Genomic DNA, 19,460 nt, shown 5'->3' on the forward strand with positions numbered 1-19,460 from the left:
CCGAACAACCGACTCACAAAGACGATGGAGGTGGCCCATGAGAACCCGGACCATTGCCTGGGTGGTGGGTCTGATCGGGATCACGGTGCTGATCCTGGCGGCCTGTGGAGCCGCGGCGACGCCTACGCCGACCACAGCGCCCACAAAAGCACCGCCGACCAACACGCCGGTCCCACCACCTACCAACACGCCGGCGCCCACAGATACCCCGGTCCCCCCGACACCCACGCCCATCCCGAGCGCCGATAACTGCGTGGCGTGTCATACCAGCGCCGAGACCCTCCAGAAACTCGCCGAAACCAAGAAGACCGGCTCCGCCGAAACCGAAGGGGAAGGCTGAGCGGGCGAGTTGCCTCCGTTGGAGGCATGGGAGAAGGTCTTCATCGGCAGCGACACCTTCCTCAAAGACGTCCATAACACGCCCAACTGCATCGGCTGCCACGGCGGCCAGCCCGACACCGATGACAAGGCGTCGGCCCACCAGGGCGTCGTGCGCGACCCGTCCGCCGACAAGGGCGGCGTCTGCGCCAACTGCCACGGCGAAATCGCCAAGACCTCGGCGACTTCGCTGCACTACACCATCAACGGCTACTACACGATCCTGGGCCAGCGCGGGTTTGACTTCAATGACCCGAAGAAGGCCGAAATCTTTGACCGGCACTGCACCAGTTGCCACGCTACCTGCGGCCAGTGCCACATCTCCCGGCCCACTTCAGCCGACGGCGGGCTCGTCAAGGAGCACCAGGTCAAGAGCATCGTCTCGCTCAGCGACACGTGCCTGGGCTGCCACGGCGGGCGCGTCGGCCCTGAATTCATGGGCAAGAACCCAGGCATCCCTGGCGATGTCCACTGGACCAAGGGCGTCAACTGCTTCAAGTGCCACAACATGACCCAGTTCCACGGCGACGGCACCCAGTACGCCCATCGGTACGATGGCAAGCCGGCGCCCTCGTGCCTGGATTGCCACCCGGACGCGGCCCCCGGCAAGGGCCAGGTCATGCAGCACAACATCCACGGCGACAAACTGGACTGCCGCGTGTGCCACTCGGCAGGCGCGTACAAGTCCTGTTGGAACTGCCACGTGGGGCTGGACAAAGAAGGGCTGCCCTACCGCAAACTGGATCCGTCGGTTTTGACGTTCAAGATCGGCAAGAACCCGAACCCGACGCCCGACCGCCCATGGGAGTATGTCCTGGTGCGGCACATCCCGGTGCCCGCCGACATCTTCGGATACTACGGCGACAACATGCTCCCGAACTGGGCCTCGGTACCCACCTGGAAGTACGCCACCGTGCACAACATCCAGAAGATCACGCCGCAGAACAAGGATTGCAAGAACTGCCACGGCCATCCGGAACTGTTCCTGACGGAAAAGGACGTGGACCCGGCCGAACTGGAAGCCAACCGCGCCGTGATCGTTACGGAGATCCCGAAGTAGCCTGGTTCACCGCAGAGGACACAGAGACCACAGAGGGAAACGAGATTCCGGACTCCTCTGTGGTCTCTGTGATGAAGGGGTTTTCCACTACTTCACCAGACAAAGTGCGACGCACCTCCGAGGTGCGTCGCACTTTGTGCCGAATCCGCGCGTGGGTTACGTCTCCCGCACCTTGAACCCCCGCAGGCGCAGCGAGTTCGTTACCACGAAAACAGAACTCATCGCCATAGCGCCTGCCGCCAGCATGGGGTTCAGGAACCCGGCGGCTGCCGCCGGAATCAGAATCGTGTTGTAGAAGAACGCCCAGAACAGGTTCTGCTTGATGGTGCGCATGGTGCCTCTGGACAGCGCCACCGCCCGCGCCACGCCCCGCAGGTCCCCGCTCATCAGCGTGATGTCGGCGGCCTCCATGGCGATGTCGGTGCCGGTGCCGATGGCGATGCCCACATCGGCCTGGGCCAGCGCAGGCGCGTCGTTGATACCGTCGCCCACCATGGCCACCACGCGCCCCTCGTCTTGCAGGCGCTTCACCTCCAGCGCCTTGTCCTGGGGCAGCACCTCGGCCAGCACGCGGTCTATGCCCACGAGCGCCGCAATGGCTTGCGCCGTGCGCCGATTGTCGCCGGTGATCATCGCCACTTCCAGGCCCAGGTCGTGCAACATGCGCACGCCTTCGGCCGAGCCTGGCTTGACCGTGTCGGCCACGGCCACGACGCCGACAGCCGAATCCCCGACGGCCACCGCCAGCGTCGTCTTGGCCTCCCCTTGCAACCGCTCCACTTCCCGGTGCAGCCCGTTCAGCCGCACGCCGTTCTCCTCCATGAGTTTCAGCGTGCCGAGCAGGACGCGCTTCCCGTCCACCCGTCCGACCACGCCCTTGCCGCCGATGGCCTGGAAATCCGAAACCGCCGCAAGGGGCAATTGCCGCTCGCGCGCCGCCTGCACAATGGCCTCGCCGATGGGATGCTCGGACCCCTGCTCCACCGACGCCGCCAGTCGTAGTACTTCGGCCTCCTCGCCATCCAGGGCCACTACATCCGTAACCGACGGCTTCCCTTCGGTGATGGTGCCGGTCTTGTCCAGCACGACCACATCCACGTCGCCGGTGCGTTCCAGACTCTCGCTGCTCTTGATGAGGATGCCGTTCTCGGCGCCCTTGCCGGTGCCCACCATGATGGCCGTGGGCGTGGCAAGGCCCAAGGCGCACGGGCACGCGATCACCAGCACCGCTACCATGTTCAGCAGCGAGCGGGTGAACCCCGCGTCGCCGATGAAGTACCAGCCCAGGAATGTGAGCACGGCGATGCCGATCACCACCGGCACGAAGACCGCTGACACGCGGTCCGCCAGCCGCTGGATGGGCGCCTTGGAACCCTGCGCCTGCTCCACCAGGCGGACGATTTGCGCCAGGACCGTCCCCTTGCCCACCTGCGTCGCCTGGAACTTGAGCAGGCCCTGCTTGTTGACCGTGGCGCCCACCACGGGCGACCCCGGCCCCTTCTCCACGGGCAGGCTCTCGCCCGTGAGCATGGACTCGTCCACGGCCGACTGCCCCTCCACCACGACGCCGTCCACGGGGATGCGTTCGCCCGGCCGCACGACGACCAGGTCGCCCACGCGCACCTCGCCGACCGGCACTTCTACCTCGGCGCCATCGCGGATGACCCGCGCCGTCTTCGGCGCCAGGCCCATGAGCCGCTTGATGGCCTCGGACGTGCGGCCCTTGGCCCGCGCCTCCAGGTACTTGCCCAGGATGATGAGCGTGATGATCACCGCAGCGGTGTCGTAGTACAAGGGGCCCTTGATGAAGAACGTGCTGGCCACGCTGTACAGGAACGCCGCCGACGACCCCATGGCGATGAGCACATCCATGTTGGCCGAGCCTGCGCGCAGGGCCTTGTACCCCCCGCGGTAGAACTGCCACCCGATGACGAACTGCACCGGGACGGTCAGCGCCAGCAATAGGTAGGGCCGCCAAGCGAAGTCGGGGATCAGCCCGCCGTCCACGCCCATGCTAAAGATGGAGATGATGAGGCTCAGCGCCACGCCCGCGATGAGTTTGCGCCGCTGGGAGCGAATTTCCCGCTCGCGCGCGGCACGCTCGGCGTCCTCCACCTCTTCGCCCGCGCCCGCCTCCACGACTTCGTAGCCCACGTCCACGATGGCCCGCTTGATGTCGGCCAGGGTTAACGCCGTGGGGATGTATTCCACCGTGGCGCGCTCGTTGGCCAGGTTCACGTTGGCCTCCACCACGCCGTCCAGTTTGCGCAGCGCCCGCTCTATGGTCAGCGCGCAGTTGGCGCACGTCATGCCGCGGATGGGCAGTTCCGCCTTCGCCGTCGTCGCGTGATAGCCCAGGACGTCAATGGTCGCGACGACCCGCTTCTCGTCCACCACAGACGGATCGTATTCCAGCGTTACGCGTTCGGCCGCGAAGTTCACGGTGGCGCTGTGGACGCCCTCCATCTTCTTCAGCCCGCGCTCTATGGTCAGCGCGCAGTTGGCGCACGTCATCCCTGTTACGGGGATGGTCAGTTGCTTCTTCTCGGGCATGGATACCTTCCTTATCTTCCATCTTCACCGCGGAGAACGCGGAGCACGCAGAGGTCAAGGAGATTCCAGTTGTCCCTGCGCGCTCTGGGGTCTCTGCGGTGAACCTTGCCCTATCGCTACTCCTCGGCGGGATAGCCGATCTCCTGAAGCGTCTTCAAGACGGCATCCAGGGTCTCGGGCGTGTCCACCTTCACGGACACGCGCTTGGTCTGCACGTCGGCCTGCACCTCGGCCACGCCCTTCACCTGGCCCAGTTCGCGCTGGATGGTGTGGGCGCAGTGGGGACAGGAGATGTTCGGAACATTCAGCACCTTGGCAATCATGGTATACACTCCTTGCTAGAGTTTTCGGGACAACTCAAAGATGTCCATAAGTTCGCCGATGACGCGCTCGCGCTCGTCGGGGTTCTCGCCGCGGATGGCGGTGGTAACGCACGTGTGCAGGTGGCCGTTGAGCACCATGGCGCTGACCCGGTCCAGGGCGCGCTGCACGGCGAGAATCTGCTTGATGATGTCCACGCAGTAGGCATCCTCGCCCACCATCCGTGCGATGCCTCGGATGTGGCCCTCGGCGGTGGCGAGCCTGGCCTTGACCTCGGTCTTGAGTTGAGTGTCCATAGCGCCTCCTACCCCTCCCCTATGGGGTGGGGGTCTTGCCTATAATATACCCGATTTTGTCCGATTTGTCAAGTGGACGGGCGACGGATTTCACCGCCGAGGGCACCGAGGGCGCAGAGGATACGGGTTCGCCCGACGCTCAAGCATCGGGCTGAACGAACGAAGCCCCGAAGGGGCTTCGTTCGTTCAGCGCGGGGGTTTAGCCCCGCGCGGCACGCGCATGTGCGGTCGTGCCTTTCGCGCCCTTTCGCGTCCTTCGCGCTCCAGACGCCCCTACGCGCGGTTCCACCGCCGAGCGCGCCGAGACCGCGGAGAACAACGGGTTTGCGCGCAAGGGCGACTCACAACTCGCTTCTGGCCTGCTACCGGCATGTTACCACCAGTTCATGCGAGCGGCGGTCGCCGAGGTTCGCGCGCATCTTCTGCCCCAGAATCTCCTGCCCGTCCAGGCGGATGCTGACGATGTCTCCGCCGAGCGTGTAGGGTACCGCGATGCCCAGCACGCGCACCGACACCCGGCCCGGCTGGCTGGCGTCCACTTCCACCGCGAGGCGCGGAAGCGACACGGTGGCCGATCCGCCCGGCGGGATGGGCGCCGAAGGCAGGCTGACCCCCGGCACCGGGAAGGGCAGGCTGGCGGGCAGGCGGATGGGATCGCACCCCTGGTTGAGGATGGCGATGTCCACGGCGGTCGCCTCGGCGTAGATGACCGCTGCGCCCACGAGGACTGCCGCTGCGATGAGCCCGCCGCCTAGAATCTTGCCCAGGGAGCGGCCCGTTGGCAGGCAGCGGATCAGGTTCTCAATCTCCACGTCCAGCACCTTGCAGGCCTGCTTCAGGCCCTTGCGGGTCGTGTCCACGGGACGCATGGCGTTCTGAATCCGCTCGTAGCAGTCGGGGGGAATCACCGGCGCGTACTCCTGTAGCAGGTCAGCCAGGTCTCGCATGAGGCCATACCATTCGTCGGCCGAACCCAGGGCCTTGCAGGCGGCGCGGAGACGCTTGAGGAAGAGGAGGAAAGCCCCGCGGGCCTTTTTCTTCTTTTCCTTCTCCTCCTTGCGGGTCAAGGTGCGGTTGGGCATGGGATGCCCTCCTTTCCCGGCGGGGCGTTGGCCGCCTGCGCCGAATGCGCGCAGTGTACCACCCTCAGCCGTGGTGTCAAAACCCAGCCCAGCGTGGGCGTTACGCTTCTTTCTCCCCCGCGAACTGGAACAGCCAGGCGCGCGCCGTGGCATCGTCTAGCCACCCGCGATCCACCGCCGTCCCCAGGGCAGGCACCAGCGCCGCCAGCGCCTGCGCCTGTTCGCGGTTGTCCGACGGCGTCAGGTCGGGGAACGAGAGGGTGTAGGGCGCCACGTGCCCCAGCCGTCGCACCAGGGCCCGATTGAGCACATCGCGCACGAGCGCGGCGACCTCCTCGCGCATGGCCTCAAAGGTGCGGAGCGACGGCCCGCCCATCTCGGCGGCGACGGCCCGCGTGCCGCTTTCCACCTCGCTGAGCCAGTGGATGGGGATGCCCGCGCCCGCCGCGATCATCAGTTTGATGGCGTGGCCGTCCCAGCGGGCGTCATCGGCCTGCAGGTTGGGCGCCGCGGCCCGCCATTCCTCGTCGTCGGCGTGGAACAGCACCGAGCCCGGTTCGGGCGCATGGGCGTACTGATTGGCCTTGGCCCGAAGTTTCTGCGGCGTGGCGCTGCGCACGGCCACCGTCCACATCCACGACGACCGCCCCCGGTTGAGCATCACGCGGTCGGCCAGCCACTGGCGGTATCGGCGAAGCCAGGGGAGCAGAACCCACAGCGTAGAGCGGCCCCGCAGCGCATTGGACACCTTGTGGATGGCGAAGTGCTGCACCTCATCGGGGACGGCGTACCAGACGCCAGGCCCGCCTTCGTGGCCCATCTGATGGACGCGCACCACCACCTGCGCATTGGCGGGGTCGGTCTGGAGTTCGTCAATGGTGGACGGGTCCATCTGCCAGATGGTGTCGTCGGGCAGCCAGCGGATGAACTGCTCGCCGTAGAGGTGGAGTTCGCGGACAATGGCGCGACCCCTGCGAGTCATATCGTTGGCGGCCCAGAACTCGTCCAGCACGGCCTGCACGGCGGGATCCGACGCCGTTACGGTTGGCCCACGTCCCCACAGGTACGCCGTGAGAATCTCAATGATGCGAAAGGCCAGAGGGTTGCCGGTGTAGGCTTCGTAGGCGGCGGCGTGGAGTTCCTGGTACGTGGCGGGCGTCAGGTCCTTGTCCGACGGCCACGGGCCGATGGCGCGGAACAGCAGGTCGTCGTCCTCTTCGGCCTCGGCTTCCCTGACGCGGACGATGCGGAACGGCAAACGCATGGCACACCTCCTGCGCGAGTTGTCGGAGGCTGCATATCACGGCGACGGGGGGTTGATAAGGGAGAGGCGCGTGGGATGGTGCCTGCGGCGACCCTTGCGCCCGCCTGCCACCGGTGCTATACTGGGCGCACGGGCTGCGCCGGCGCACATGCCGCCGCGCCGAGCGCCGCATCCTGCCTTCGCCTTCCCGCTGTTGTGCTTTCGCGGCAAGAAAGGGGGTGCACGATGTCCACCGACGCCCAGAGGTTGGAGTTCTACCGGCAGCACCGCCTCCAGATGCACGCCACGCCCGGCCTAGAAGCCGTCGTGCTGCACTGGACCATCGGCGAAGCGTTTCTCGCTGGCCTGGAAGGGTTCACCATCTTCCGCACCGACCCCAATGGCACACGAGCGCCCCTCCGCAGTTTTGACTGGAAAACGGACTCGGAGTCGGACCCCATCCGTCGCTTCTCGTGGATAGACTTCGCGTGCGCCCAGGGCCAGACGTACACGTATGAGATTCTCGCCCGCTACAAGAGGGGCAAGCGGTTCAAGCCCGGCGAGTACGCCAAGTTCGCCGACGCCGCGCCGTTTCTCCGAGCGCAGGCACAGGTAACCACCCACTCCAACGCCAATCGCACCATCTCCGTCCACTTCACCAAGGCCATTGACACCGGCATCCCCAACTGGGACACCACCAACGGCATAGACCGCCACTTTGTGGAGTTCATTGACTCGGCGCCGGCGGGCGGTTCCATCAGCACCCACTTCTATCAGTGCAACCGCGCCAACATCCGCGACGCCTTCTTGCGGGCTGCGGACCGCGGCGTGAAAATCCGCTTCCTCACCGACAGCGAGTACTACAGCAAGAAGGTCTCCTGGGTGCCCAAGCCGCGCAAGTTGAAGGGCAAAGCCCGCCCCGAACTGTGGGAGGACTTCGCCGACCACATGCAACTCCCCGCCCTGCCCCTGCCCGCCGACCTGCCCGTAACGCATCTGGAACTCCAGCAACTGGTGGACTCGCTCAGCGCGCAAGGGCTGGAAGCCGTTGCCAACGCCGTGCTCCTGCCGGCGTACCAGGCCGACGCCGAGGCGCTGGAGCAACTGCGCTCCTACCGTGCTGCCCTGCTGGCCTTTCTCATCAACCGCGCCAAGTACTACGATGTCTTCTACAAGCCATTGGAGGAGCATCCCAACATCCGTCTGGAATCGGACCGCTCGGCGGGGTTCGGGGGCAACTGGCAGTCGCACAACAAATTCGCCGTCATCTCCGACGCGGCGGGCAACCCACTGGCCGTCGCCACCGGCTCCTACAACCTCACCGACAACGCTACCGAGCGCCAGAACAACACGCTGCTCATCATCCGCGCGCCGGAGGTGGCCCAGGTGTACCTGGAGCAGTTCAACCAACTGTGGGGGAGCGATGGGTTTGAGTTTGACCGCACCCGGTCGCAATTGCGGTCGCGCGGCGGCGCGAAGTTCTGGGCGAACTACACCGATCTGTCGCGCGTGGTGCTGGTGCCGGCCCGCTTCCCGGGCGAATCGCCGATGGTGGTGGAGATTCTGTTCTCGCCGTCGCCGCTAGAGCCGGCCATCAACAACCCGACGCGCCAGGTTACCCACGACACCAACCGCGTGGTGGACTTCGTGCAGCGGGCGCGCAACAGCATCCACTTCGCGGCCTTCTACTTCACCGACGACGCGGTGGGCGAGGCGGTGCGGGCGCGGATGGCCGAGGGTGTGGTGGTGAGCGGCATCAGCGACAACGAGGGCGCAGGCAGCCAGTACAGCGAATACCACTTCACCATGTGGCACAAAGGGGAGATTGTTGAGGGAAGTCTGAATCCGGGCCTGGTTCCTTTCCACATCACTGATGTCCGCGTCAACGCCGACTACGTGGTGCATCACAAGTTCTTCGTGTTGGACGTGGGCGCGGTGGGTGCGACGGTGATCACCGGCTCGCGTAACTTCACCGATGCCGCGGGACGCGAGAACGACGAGAACATGTTGATCCTCCAAGATCCGCGCCTGGCGGATATCTTCTTCGTGGAGTTCTATCAACTGTTCTCGTTCTACAAGACCCGCTACGAGAAGGCCAAGATGTGGTATCTGAAGTATCTCAGCGGGCCGGACAAAACGTTCCGCGAGATGTTCTTCAACCCGAATTTCCAGGCCCAGGGGTAGGCATGAGAGACTGTCCCCTCGCGCTCTAGAAGAGGGCCAGGGTAAGGCGCACATGTGCGACGCACCTTGGGGGTGCGTCGCACTTGCAATCTATTCCCCCGCAAACGCCAGACCGCAGGGCTTCGCCCCTTCAGCCCGATGCATCAGCATCGGGCGAGGTGCTCCGCGCGCATGCGCCAACAGGCGATGGCCCGTCCCTCACGCCACGGCGTCGGCGATCTCTATGTCCAACTCGCCCACTTCCTTCGTGTTGGGCACGATGAGGATTCTGTGCTGCCCCGCCGCCAGGGGTCCCCCCTTGACCCGCACCGTTACCACCAGGTTTACGGCGAAGTCCAGCGGGTTCTGAACCGAGATCTGATCCAGCGTCCAGGTCTTGCCGCCGAAGGCCACTTCCACCCGCGAGCCGTCCACCTTCTCGCCGTCCACGACGAGGGTGCGGATGCCCACGATGGCGCCCGGGGCCAGGGTATTCTTGAGCGCGAACTCAAACCCGCTCTCGGTGTTCTTCAGGCTGCCTTTGACGTATAGTTTCTTCAGCAGCGTGCCGGGTATGGTCGGCATTGTATCCCTCCCGAAAGGAATCGTGCGCGCCCAGTGTAGCAGAAGTGCGCGCGCATGGCAAACGCCGCCTTGTCGCCCCGCGCTGGCGCGTCAAGGCGCATGTGCGCACGCGTATTGACCCGCGCCCAGCGCATCACAACTTGACATGACGCCCTCAATGCGCTATAATACCCTATAGGGGTATATACAGGAGCAGACTATGGGCATCGTGGAGTACACCAAAGCGCAGGTAACGGCCGTCCCACGCATTGACGAGGCGGCCTGCCACGCCTGCCGTAAGTGCGCGGCGCGGGCTGTCTGCCGATCCAAGGCCATCGTGCAGATTGACCCGGGCGAGCCGCCCGTCATTGACCCGAGCAAGTGCTACGGATGCGCGGCGTGCTTGACGGCCTGCCCGTTTGGTGCTATTGTGCGACGAGAGTCTGCATTGTAGGGATAGCGTCGCACTTTCCCCAACGCGGCCGGGCTTTGGGCGCGGCCGCGTCAACACCGATTGCCTGGGAGGGATTCGCATGGAGAATGTGGTCATCATTGGTTCGGGGCCTGCGGGGCTGACCGCGGCCATCTACGCCGGCAGGTCGCTGCTCAACCCGCTCGTCATCGCGGGGCATGCCATGGGAGGACAGGCGGCCCTTACCGCCGAGATTGAGAACTACCCGGGCTTCCCCGACGGCATCGGCGGCCCCGAATTGGCCCAGTTGTTCCAGCGCCAGGCCGAGAAGTTCGGCGCGCGGATTGAGTACGACATCGTTACAGCCGTGGATTTCAGCCGCCACCCGTTCAAAATCACCACCTACGGCGGCGAGATTGAGGCGAAGACGGTTATCATCTGCACGGGCGTCTCCCCGCGGAAACTGGACGTCCCGGGCGAAAAGGAGTTCACGGGCCGGGGCGTGTCCTACTGCGCCACCTGCGACGGGTTCTTCTACCGCGACAAGGTCGTGGCAGTCATCGGCGGCGGCGACGCAGCCGTAGAGGAGGGGCTATACCTAACCCGCTTCGCGAAAAAGGTTTACCTCATCCACCGCCGCAATCGCCTGCGGGCCAACCCCAGCGCCCAGAAGCGCGCCGAGCAGAACGAGAAGATGGCGTTCATCTGGAACTCGGTCGTTACCGAGGTGGTCGGCGACGACAAGGTAACCGGTCTCAAGATTCGCAACGTGGAGACGGGCGAGGAGTCGCTCCTGCCCGTGGACGGGGTCTTCGTGTACATCGGCCAGGTGCCCAAGACCGACCTGTTCGTGGGGCAGGTGGAGATGGACGAGGCAGGGTTCATCATTACGGACCGGCGCATGCGCACGAACGTCCCCGGCGTGTTCGCGGCGGGCGACGTGCAGGATCGCGTACTGGCGCAGGTGGTTACCGCGGCTGGCAGCGGGGCCATCGCCGCCATGGAAGCCGAACGCTTCCTGGCGCAACTGGAAGGCGAGCCATACCCCGAACGCAAGCACGGATAGCGTCTGCGCGCAACAACGGGCGAGGCATCGGTCCCTGGGGAAAACCCGGGGCCCCACGCCTCGCCCGTTTTTTGTTGGCCTGTTCGCCGACGGCATCAGGCGAGGGCGATCTCCTGCGCGTTCTCCCAAATGCCGTGGATGTTGCAGTAGGACATGGCGATGAGCGTCCCGGGCTGGGAAATCTTCATCCCGAACGTGGCCTTGTGGTGCGTGTACACGGGGCCCTGGTTGGGGCCATCGGTGGACTCGCCGTGGGCCGTGAACTCAAAGGTGCCCACGTGGAACGGGAACTTGGCGCCCTGGGGCATGAAGTACACGCTGATCCACCGGATGTGATGCTCGGTGGTGTTGGGGTGGGCGATCTCCTTGCCGATGGTAACGGTTACGTCAAAGAACTCGCCCGCTTTGACTGCGGCCGGCGCCTCAATGACCGGCACATGCTTCTCGGTCTTCCAGTCTGCCTGCTTTACAATGTCCGCCAGTTTCATCCTGCACCTCCTTGCTTTGTGTGAAATACGCCTTTTGAGAGTAGGTTTGTTTTGTTTTCCGTAAGCCTATCATAGCACAAGAGGCGTTTTGGCGCAAGTGGCGCAGAGGACTTGACACGCGCGTGCCCGGTGTGTTGTCGTCTGCGACCGGGGGAGCGCGGAGAGCGTAGAGCAGGTTTCCATGCCTGACCTCTGCCTTGGGCGGCTATGGAAAGCCGCTCTGCGTGTCTTGGCATTACACCACCTACGCCGCCGTCCGGCACGCAGGCGGTCGGGGCGCATCTGTCGGGCAGGGGCGGCGGGTAGGGGAATCCGCCCCACGGGTCTGGGATGTGCGGGCAAGCAGCCATTGACAACGTGTGCAGCGCCGTGTATACTTGCGACCATGAGGGTGCGCGGAACGATCACGGCGAACTGGAAGTGGAACCTGGCTGCCGCCTGGGTGGCGCAATTCCTGTGCATTGTTGGGTTTAACGCGGCCTTCCCGTTTATGCCCTTTTACATCCGCGACCTGGGCGTGTCGGACCCTGATCAGGTGAAACTGTGGACAGGGATGATTGCGTCGGCCGGGCCGATCTCCATGGCGCTGGTGTCGCCCATCTGGGGTGTGCTGGCTGACCGCCGCGGCCGGAAACTCATGGTGGAGCGGGCCACCTTTGGCGGGGCGGTTATCCTCGCGCTTATGGCCTTCGCGGGCAACGTGCAGCAACTGTTCCTGCTCCGCCTCATTCAAGGCACGCTGACCGGCACGATACCGGCGTTCATCACGCTGGTGGCCTCGTTTGCGCCCGCGTCCGAGGCGGGGTTTGCCCTGGGGATGATGCAAATGGCAGTGTTCAGCGGGGCGTCGGTGGGGCCGCTCATCGGCGGGCTGGTTGCCGACCGGTTCGGGTACCGCTGGGCGTTCATGGTTACCGGCGCGGTGCTGCTGATTGCGGGGTTTCTCGTGTACCTCTTCGTGCGCGAGGGGTACACGCCACCCAAGGAGCGCCCGGCTAACTCGGGGCTGGTAGCAGGTGCGCGAACGGTGCTCCACTCCGCGCCGGTGCTGGCGGCGGTGGTTGCGCTCGGCGGGGTGTACATGGCCAATCAGGCGTCGCGTCCTCTCCTGCCGTTGCTGGTGGAGATGCTCCAGCCCGATCCCACCACGGTGAACACTGTAGTGGGCTTCACCTACGGGGCCAACGCCGTTGCCGGCGCCATCTCCGCTGCGGTGATTGGGCGCATCTCCGACAAGGTGGGCCATCGGGCCATGCTGGCGGTGTGCGCGCTGGCGGCGGCACTGGCCTATGTGGGCCAAGCGTTGGCGCCCAGCGCGAGCGCGCTCATCGGCATCGCCTTTGCCACCGGCCTGTTCGCTGGCGGGCTGACGCCCGTGGCCAACGCCATCCTTGCCGGCACGGTACCCCGAGAACAACAGGGCGCGGTCTATGGCCTCAGCACTTCCGTGAATGCCGCCGGCAGGGCGCTCGGCCCGATGATCGGCGCTGCGGTGGCGACCAGCCTTGGGCTGCGGGCATCCTTTGCCACGACGGGGGGACTGCTGGCGCTGGTGGCGGTGTGGGTCATCGCGGCCAGCACAAAGGGCCAGAACAGCGCGGCCCCGTCGGGCAAGACAGAGGGATGAATCCGCAGGGGCAACGCGATGGTCGCCCCTGCGGAGCAGGTCCATGCCGAATGCAGAATCTTGGCCTAGTGCAGAATCTTGCTCAGGAACAGTTTCGTTCGCTCGTGCTTTGGCGCGGTGAACAGGAGTTCGGGCGTGGTCTCCTCCACGATGACGCCCTCGTCCATGAAGATGATGCGGTCGGCGGCGGCGCGCGCAAACCCCATCTCGTGCGACACCACCACCATCGTCATCCCCTCTTTCGCCAGCGCCAGCATCACATCCAGCACTTCTTTGATCATCTCCGGGTCCAGCGCCGACGTCGGCTCGTCAAACAGCATGATCTTGGGCTGCATGGCCAGGGCGCGGGCAATGGCCACCCGCTGCTGCTGCCCGCCGGACAGTTGGGCCGGGTAGGCGTGGGCTTTCTCGGGAATGCCCACTTTCTTCAGGAGTTCCATCCCGATGCGCTCCGACTCCTCGCGTGTGCGCTTGCGCACTACGCGCTGGGCCAGCGTGATGTTCTCCAGCGCCGTGAGGTGCGGGAACAGGTTGAACTGCTGGAACACGATGCCCACCTCGGCGCGCACCCGGTTGATGTTCTCGGCCTGGGTCAGCGGGATGCCGTCCACGATGATGCACCCTTCGTCCAGGCTTTCCAGGTGGTTGATGCAGCGCAGGAGTGTGGACTTGCCCGAACCGCTGGGGCCGATGATGACGACCACCTCGCCTCGGCGCACGGTGAGGTCCACCCCGCGCAGGGCTTCCACACGCCCAAATCGTTTTACGGCTCCCTGAATGACGATAATCTCACTTTGCAAAGGCTGTCTTCCTTTCTATGTACGCCACCACCCGCGACGCGAACAGCGTCATGACCAGGTAGAGCAAGGCTACCATCGTCCAGGTTTCCAGCGACATGAACGAACTGGACATGAATTCGCGCCCCCGGCGGGTCATGTCGGACACGGCCACCACCGACACCAGCGACGAGTCCTTGAGCAGCGCGACGAACTCGTTGCCCACGGGAGGCAGGATGACCCGCACCGCCTGGGGCAGGATGACGTAGCGCATGGCCTGGAAGTAGGACATGCCCAGCGAGCGGGCCGCTTCCATCTGGCCTTTGGAGATGCTCTGGATGCCGGCGCGGTAGATTTCCGACATGTAGGCCCCATAGCAAATGGTGAGGCCCGCCACCGCCATCACGAATGGATCCGGCTTCACGTCCACCAGGTACTGGCCGGCCCCGTGCAGCGACGGCGATAGTTTCATCAGCCACAGGCCCACCGTATCCAGCACCTGCGGGAACGCGAAGTACAGGAACAGCAGTTGCACCAGCAGAGGAATCCCGCGGATGATCTCCACGTACAGCGACGCGATGCCGTGAATGAGCCAGTTCTTCGCCAGCCTCCCCAACCCGCCGATGAGGCCGACGATGAGGATGAAGACGAACGAAATCGCGGTGATGCGGATGGTTACCCAGATGCCATCGCGCAGGAACAGAACGATACGCTGAAACGGATCGGGCTTCAGGAACACGAGCAGAGCGACGACGAGCACAACCGCCAGGACCAGAAACCACCAGGTATCAAAGCGCTCCCGCTCGGCCGGCGCGACGGCTGCCTTCTTCTCTATCACCTTTTCTAGCCGTTCTACATCTGGCACGCGCATTCCTCCTCAACTAGACTATATGCGCAGTCGGGGATCCAGGGCGTCGCGGAGGCCGTCGCCCAGCAGGTTGAATCCGAGGACGGTCATCATGATGGCCAGACCCGGGAAGATGACGATGTGCGGCGCGGTGAAGACGGACCCGCGCCCCTGTCCCAGCATGGCGCCCCATTCGGGCGTCGGGGGCCTCGCGCCCAGCCCCAGGAAACTCAACCCCGCGGCGTCCAGAATCGCCGTGGCGATGCCCAGCGTGCCCTGCACGATGAGGGGCGTCAGGCAATTGGGCAGGACGTTGCGGAACAGGATGCGCGTTGGCGGGACGCCGATGGCCCTCGCCGCCAGCACGTAGTCCTGCTCCTTCACCGACAGCACCGACGCGCGCACGATGCGGGCGTACACCGGAATGGACACAAACGCGATGGCGTACAGCATGTTCATCAAGCCCGGCCCCAGGATGGCCACCACCGCGATGGCCAACAGCAGGCTCGGGAAGGCCAGCAGGATGTCCATCAGGCGCATGATGAAGTCGTCCACCCAGCCGCCCTTGTAGCCGGCCACGGCCCCCAGCAGCGCCCCCACGATGATGGCCAGCGACACCGACACGACGCCGATCTGCAGCGAGATGCGAGCACCGAAGATGATGCGACTCAGGATGTCGCGGCCCACCTCGTCCATGCCCATCCAGTGCTGGGCCGAAGGGGGCTGGCGGCGCAGCAGAAGTTCTTGCTCAATCGGATCGTACGGGGCCAGTTGCTCGGCGAAGATGGCGCAGAGGAGCAGGATGCCCAGGATGACCATGCCGGCGATGGCCAGCCGGTTGCGCACCAGGCGGCGCAGCGCATCCAGGTACAGGGTCGTCTGCGGTGGCAGTTGCAATTCCGCGGCGCGGGGTTTTGCGGTTGCGATGGGTTCGGACCGGTCAGCCATGGCCTAACTCCCGTACCGGATGCGCGGATCCAGGTATGCATACGAAATATCCACCAGCAGGTTCACGAAGACGAAGATGAGGGCAATCACCAGGACGGCCCCTTGCACGACGGGGTAATCCCGCGCCAAGATGCGGTCCACTACCAGCCGCCCCATCCCCGGCCACGAGAAGATGGTCTCGGTGAGGATCGCGCCGCCCAGCAGCGACCCGAATTGAAGTCCGACGACGGTGATAATGGGCAAGAAGGCGTTCTTCATGGCGTGGCCGAAGAGGACGACGCGCTCGCTGAGGCCCTTGGCCCGCGCGGTGCGGATGTAGTCCTCGCCCAGGACTTCCAGCAGGCTGGAGCGTGTCATGCGCGCGATGATGGCCGCCGGGATGCTCCCCAGCGCCAGCGACGGGAGAATCAGGTGCTTCAGCGCATCCCACAGCGCCTTGCCGTTGCCGGTAAGGACGGCGGTCAGGATGTAGAAGTTGGACAGGAAATCCGTAAGCGGCTTGAGTTTGAAGAGCCAGGTGCCCTCGGCCGCGCCTGCCAGGAAAAAGTCCGTCAGGCTCTGGAGTTCCACGCCCACCGTGAGGCGGCCCGACGGCGGCAGCCACTTGAGTTTGAATCCGAAGATGTACATCAAGATGAGGCCCAGCCAGAACACCGGCATGGACACCCCCACGAGCGCCCCCACCATGGTGCCCAAATCAATGGCGGTGTTGTGGTAGTAGGCCGAGATGATGCCGGCGATGATGCCGATGAGGCACGCCAGGAACATGGCCCCGAAGGTCAGTTCTATGGTGGCAGGCAGCCGCTGCATCAGTTCCACCGTTACCTTCTCGTTGGTGCGGATGGCCCGGCCCAGGTCGCCGTGGAGGATGTTCGTGAGGTACCGCCAGAACTGCACGTGGATGGGGTCGTTCAGGCCCATTGCCTCACGGAACCGCGCGATGGACTCCTCGGTGGCGTGTTCGCCCAGCATGATCCGCGCGGGGTCCCCCGGAATGAGGCGCAGCATGGAGAACGTAATCACGAGGATGCCCAGCAGGACGGGAATGAGAAGCACCAGGCGCTGCGCAATATACCGTGTCACTCATGCCTCCAGGTTCCGATAGTGGACCTCCGAGGCTCGCGGGGAGCCTCGGAGGTCGGGTCTACAGGGCAGGGTTATTCTCCCTTGAAGCCACCGAAGAAGTAGCCCCAGTAGAAGAAGTCGCCCGTGTGGCCCTTGTGATACGGGTTGGCCTTGTCCCACCAGCGCTCAAAGTTGAAGATGACGGCGTCGGCGTTGAAGTCGGTGCCATCGGTGAACTTCACACCCTTGCGCAGGTGGAAGGTCCACTCCAGGCCGTCCGCCGAGACTTCGTACTTTTCGGCGAGGACGGGCACGACTTCCACGGTGCCGGGCTTGAAGCCAAGCAGCCCCTGGAGAATCTGCTGGCAGACCATGAAGGACTCGCCATCGGTCTCGTCGGCGGGATCAAGCCCGACGGAGTCGCCGCTGCGGGCGAAGATGAGCGTGTCCTTGCCGGCCACCTCGGCAGTGGAGAAGTCTTCCAGGGACAGCGGGCTGGGGAGCACGCCCTTGACGGCCTTGCTGAACACCAGGCCGCTGCTGTTGTGCACCACCGGCACCGCGGGCACCAGATCGTGGATCAGTTGATTGGCCTGATCGTAGATCTTCTGGCGCTCGGCGGGATCCATGGTGCTGGCGCCCTTGTTCAGAATCTCCACGACCTCCGGGAACGTGGGGCCAAAGGACATGTCCGCGCCCTTGCCGAAGAAGACGTCCAGGAAGTTGGTCGCGTCGGCGTAGTCGGCCATCCAGCCCAGCATGAACAGGTCGGCCTCGCCGGCGGCCACCTTGTCCAGATAGACGCCCCAGTCGTAGGTTACGATCTCGGTCTCAATGCCGACTTTCTTCAGGTCGGCCTGGATCGCCTCGCCCACCTTGCTGGGGGTTGGGTAGTAGCCGCGGGACACGGGCATGACCCACAGCGTGGTCTTGAAGCCGTTGGGGAGGCCCGCCTTTGCCAGCAGTTCTTTGGCCTTGTCCGGATCATACGGGTAATCCTGGAGGTTCGGCGAGTGCCCGAAGACCGGAGGCGGCACGAACTGCGTGGCGACCATCGCCGTCGGCGGATACAGGGCCTTCACGATGGCTTCCTTGTTGATGGCGTGGGCGATGGCCTGGCGCACTTCCAGTTTGTCAAACGGCGGACGTGCGCGGTTGATGCCCAGGTAGCCGATGTTGAACGGCGGGCGTGCGAACACCTGGAGGTTCGGGTCGGCCTGGGCGGTCGGGAAATCGTCCGGCGCCAGGTTGTCCAGCCCATCCACGGTGCCCGCCTGGAGTTCCAGGAGGCGAGCCGGCGCTTCCTTCACCACGCGGAAGACCAGGTTCTTGAGTTTCGGCGCGCCGCCCCAGTAGTTGGGGTTGGCCACCAGGGTGATCTTGTCGTCGGGCAGCCACTCCTTGAGCATGAACGGGCCGGTGCCGACGGGGTTCTTGAACAGGTCTCCGCCGCCCTCGTACTTCTTGATGACCTCGGGGCTGAGGAACGAGAAGGCGTTGAAGGCCAGTTTCTGGGTGAAGGCCACATCCGGCTGGTTCAGGTAGATCTTGACCGTGTAGTCGTCTACCTTCTCAATGTACCGGACCAGGCTCTTCTTCGTGGGATCAGGCGCGGGGATTTCCGCTGCGGGAGCCGCAGCCAGCCACTTCTGCTCCAACTGGGCGATGATCCCCTTGTCCATGACGGCCTTCAGCCCTTTGTTGATAGCCTCCAGGATTTCCGGAGCGCCCTTCCGCACGGCGATGCCGTAGTACTCGTCGGTGAAGGGCTTGCCCACGGACTTGATCTTGCCCGCATACTTGGCCACGTAGCCGGTTACCAGCGGGTTGTCGGCCACGACGGCATCAATCTGACCATTGATGAGGTCCAGGAAGGCCAGGTCCACGGTGTCGTAGTTCTTCAGCGTGGCGCCCTGAATCTTCCCTACCTCAATGGCGCCAGTGGTGCCCAGTTGGGCGCCCACGACCTTGCCCGCCAAGTCGGCCGGGCCGTTGATGCGGGTCTCGTCCACGCGCACGGCGATGAGTTGGCCGGCGTTGTAGTACGGATCCGAGAAGTCAAACTGCTTCTTGCGCTCCTCGGTGATGGTCATCGCCGAGCAGGCCGCGTCGTACTGGCCTGTGGCCATGCCCGCCAGCAGCGAGTCCCACGCCACGTTGACGAACTCCACCTCAAACCCGGCCTCGGCGGCGATGGCCTTCATCAGGTCAATGTCAAACCCGACGAACTCTTTGGTCTGCTCGTCCACGAACTCAAACGGGGGCCAGGTTGCGTCGGTCGCCACGGTGATCTTCATGGGCGCTTTGGTTGGCTCTGGCGGCGTCGTCGGCTCGGGTGGCGTCGTCGGCTCTGGGGTCGGCGTGGGCTTGGCCTGGTACGGCGGGGGCGCCGTCGGCGTCGGCTTCGCGCCGCAGGCTCCGATCATGGTCGCGACCGTGGCGACGACAATCAGAATGGTTAGCCATTTGTGTTTGCCGAACATGCTGTCTCTCCTCCTCTACAATCTGAACGGGTGTACCTGTTGCGTTGAGACATCGCGGTAACTTCCGGGCATCACCTCCTTCCCACAA

General features: G+C 64.7%; 18 protein-coding genes. 6 read left to right on the forward strand and 12 right to left on the reverse strand.

The features are described 5' to 3' along the window. Window positions 1-37 precede the first annotated feature (37 nt). The gene (locus H5T65_03555; protein ID MBC7258301.1) at window positions 38-340 is read left to right on the forward strand and encodes a hypothetical protein; all 303 of its coding nucleotides are present in this window, start codon (window positions 38-40) and stop codon (window positions 338-340) included. A gap of 18 nt (window positions 341-358) precedes the next feature. Continuing rightward, entirely contained in the window at window positions 359-1,438 is a 1,080-nt protein-coding gene (locus H5T65_03560) for a hypothetical protein (GenBank protein ID MBC7258302.1), read from the forward strand. A gap of 156 nt (window positions 1,439-1,594) precedes the next feature. Here the strand turns inward: H5T65_03560 and H5T65_03565 are convergent, their stop codons facing one another. The 5 genes from H5T65_03565 to H5T65_03585 form a co-directional block, all read right to left on the reverse strand. Beyond that, entirely contained in the window at window positions 1,595-3,991 is a 2,397-nt protein-coding gene (locus tag H5T65_03565; GenBank protein ID MBC7258303.1) for a copper-translocating P-type ATPase, read from the reverse strand. Between the two features lie 116 nt (window positions 3,992-4,107). Next, complete coding sequence (locus H5T65_03570; protein ID MBC7258304.1) at window positions 4,108-4,314, reverse strand: heavy-metal-associated domain-containing protein; 207 nt, start codon at window positions 4,312-4,314, stop codon at window positions 4,108-4,110. A 15-nt stretch (window positions 4,315-4,329) separates the two neighbouring features. Beyond that, a complete protein-coding gene (locus tag H5T65_03575; protein MBC7258305.1) occupies window positions 4,330-4,608 on the reverse strand; it encodes a metal-sensitive transcriptional regulator in 279 nt (92 codons plus the stop codon). A gap of 362 nt (window positions 4,609-4,970) precedes the next feature. After that, window positions 4,971-5,690, reverse strand: coding sequence for a hypothetical protein (locus H5T65_03580; protein ID MBC7258306.1), 720 nt, complete (start codon window positions 5,688-5,690; stop codon window positions 4,971-4,973). A gap of 100 nt (window positions 5,691-5,790) precedes the next feature. Beyond that, window positions 5,791-6,954 (reverse strand): hypothetical protein, encoded by a 1,164-nt coding sequence (locus tag H5T65_03585; GenBank protein MBC7258307.1) that lies wholly within the window; start codon window positions 6,952-6,954, stop codon window positions 5,791-5,793. A gap of 225 nt (window positions 6,955-7,179) precedes the next feature. On the opposite strand from H5T65_03585, the gene H5T65_03590 reads away from it, so the two are divergent. Next, window positions 7,180-9,117 (forward strand): hypothetical protein, encoded by a 1,938-nt coding sequence (locus tag H5T65_03590; protein MBC7258308.1) that lies wholly within the window; start codon window positions 7,180-7,182, stop codon window positions 9,115-9,117. Between the two features lie 198 nt (window positions 9,118-9,315). Here the strand turns inward: H5T65_03590 and H5T65_03595 are convergent, their stop codons facing one another. Then, a complete protein-coding gene (locus H5T65_03595) occupies window positions 9,316-9,681 on the reverse strand; it encodes a hydroxymethylglutaryl-CoA reductase (GenBank protein MBC7258309.1) in 366 nt (121 codons plus the stop codon). 199 nt (window positions 9,682-9,880) lie between these two features. On the opposite strand from H5T65_03595, the gene H5T65_03600 reads away from it, so the two are divergent. Beyond that, the gene (locus H5T65_03600) at window positions 9,881-10,114 is read left to right on the forward strand and encodes a 4Fe-4S binding protein (protein MBC7258310.1); all 234 of its coding nucleotides are present in this window, start codon (window positions 9,881-9,883) and stop codon (window positions 10,112-10,114) included. Between the two features lie 79 nt (window positions 10,115-10,193). Continuing rightward, complete coding sequence (gene trxB, locus H5T65_03605; GenBank protein ID MBC7258311.1) at window positions 10,194-11,138, forward strand: thioredoxin-disulfide reductase; 945 nt, start codon at window positions 10,194-10,196, stop codon at window positions 11,136-11,138. Between the two features lie 95 nt (window positions 11,139-11,233). Here trxB and H5T65_03610 read toward each other — a convergent pair whose 3' ends face one another. Beyond that, window positions 11,234-11,626 carry a Neelaredoxin gene (locus H5T65_03610; protein ID MBC7258312.1) on the reverse strand — a complete coding sequence of 131 codons (393 nt, stop codon included), beginning with the start codon at window positions 11,624-11,626 and terminating at the stop codon, window positions 11,234-11,236. 385 nt (window positions 11,627-12,011) lie between these two features. On the opposite strand from H5T65_03610, the gene H5T65_03615 reads away from it, so the two are divergent. Continuing rightward, window positions 12,012-13,253 carry an MFS transporter gene (locus tag H5T65_03615; GenBank protein ID MBC7258313.1) on the forward strand — a complete coding sequence of 414 codons (1,242 nt, stop codon included), beginning with the start codon at window positions 12,012-12,014 and terminating at the stop codon, window positions 13,251-13,253. Window positions 13,254-13,318: 65 nt separating this feature from the next. On the opposite strand, the gene H5T65_03620 is transcribed toward H5T65_03615, so the two are convergent. From H5T65_03620 to H5T65_03640, 5 genes are all read right to left on the reverse strand, one after another. Then, on the reverse strand, window positions 13,319-14,041 hold the full coding sequence (locus H5T65_03620; protein ID MBC7258314.1) for an amino acid ABC transporter ATP-binding protein: 723 nt from the start codon (window positions 14,039-14,041) through the stop codon (window positions 13,319-13,321). A gap of 1 nt (window position 14,042) precedes the next feature. Then, on the reverse strand, window positions 14,043-14,900 hold the full coding sequence (locus H5T65_03625; GenBank protein ID MBC7258315.1) for an amino acid ABC transporter permease: 858 nt from the start codon (window positions 14,898-14,900) through the stop codon (window positions 14,043-14,045). Window positions 14,901-14,915: 15 nt separating this feature from the next. After that, window positions 14,916-15,824 carry an ABC transporter permease gene (locus tag H5T65_03630; protein MBC7258316.1) on the reverse strand — a complete coding sequence of 303 codons (909 nt, stop codon included), beginning with the start codon at window positions 15,822-15,824 and terminating at the stop codon, window positions 14,916-14,918. A 3-nt stretch (window positions 15,825-15,827) separates the two neighbouring features. Further along, window positions 15,828-16,907: an ABC transporter permease gene (locus tag H5T65_03635; GenBank protein MBC7258317.1), complete on the reverse strand. Its 1,080-nt coding sequence runs from the start codon at window positions 16,905-16,907 to the stop codon at window positions 15,828-15,830. A 74-nt stretch (window positions 16,908-16,981) separates the two neighbouring features. Continuing rightward, window positions 16,982-19,372 carry a transporter substrate-binding domain-containing protein gene (locus H5T65_03640; GenBank protein MBC7258318.1) on the reverse strand — a complete coding sequence of 797 codons (2,391 nt, stop codon included), beginning with the start codon at window positions 19,370-19,372 and terminating at the stop codon, window positions 16,982-16,984. Window positions 19,373-19,460 lie beyond the last annotated feature (88 nt).

The organism is Chloroflexota bacterium, from assembly GCA_014360805.1.
Lineage (GTDB): Bacteria > Chloroflexota > Anaerolineae > DTLA01 > DTLA01 > DTLA01.